This is a genomic window from Mycobacterium sp. UM_11, assembly GCF_001414075.1.
Taxonomy (GTDB): domain Bacteria; phylum Actinomycetota; class Actinomycetes; order Mycobacteriales; family Mycobacteriaceae; genus Mycobacterium.
In genome coordinates, this window is record NZ_LATC01000267.1 from 1 (window position 1) to 324 (window position 324).

1 protein-coding gene is annotated in these 324 nt (G+C 75.0%); it reads left to right on the forward strand.

The features are described from left to right. Positions 1 to 324: hypothetical protein (locus WU80_RS24960; protein ID WP_197281369.1), on the forward strand; the 324-nt coding region annotated here is incomplete at both ends.

The window sequence follows — 324 nt, forward strand, 5'->3', positions numbered from 1 at the left end:
CGCGGGTGGGGTGTCGACGTTGGTGGTGTCGGGTAAGACGGCGCAGCGGGTGGCGGCCACGGCGGTGGTGTTAGCCGAGTGGATGGACGGTGCCGGGGCCGGGGTGGGGCTGGCGGAGGTGGCCCACACGCTCAATCATCACCGCTCGCGTGCGGCGCGTTTTGGCACGGTGGTGGCCCGGGATCGGGGCGCGGCGGTGGCCGGGTTGCGGGCGCTGGCCGCCGGCCAGCACGCCCCGGGGGTGGTGGCCCCGGCCGAGAATGTCGGGCCGGGCACGGTGTTTGTGTATTCCGGTCGCGGTTCGCAGTGGGCCGGCATGGGCCG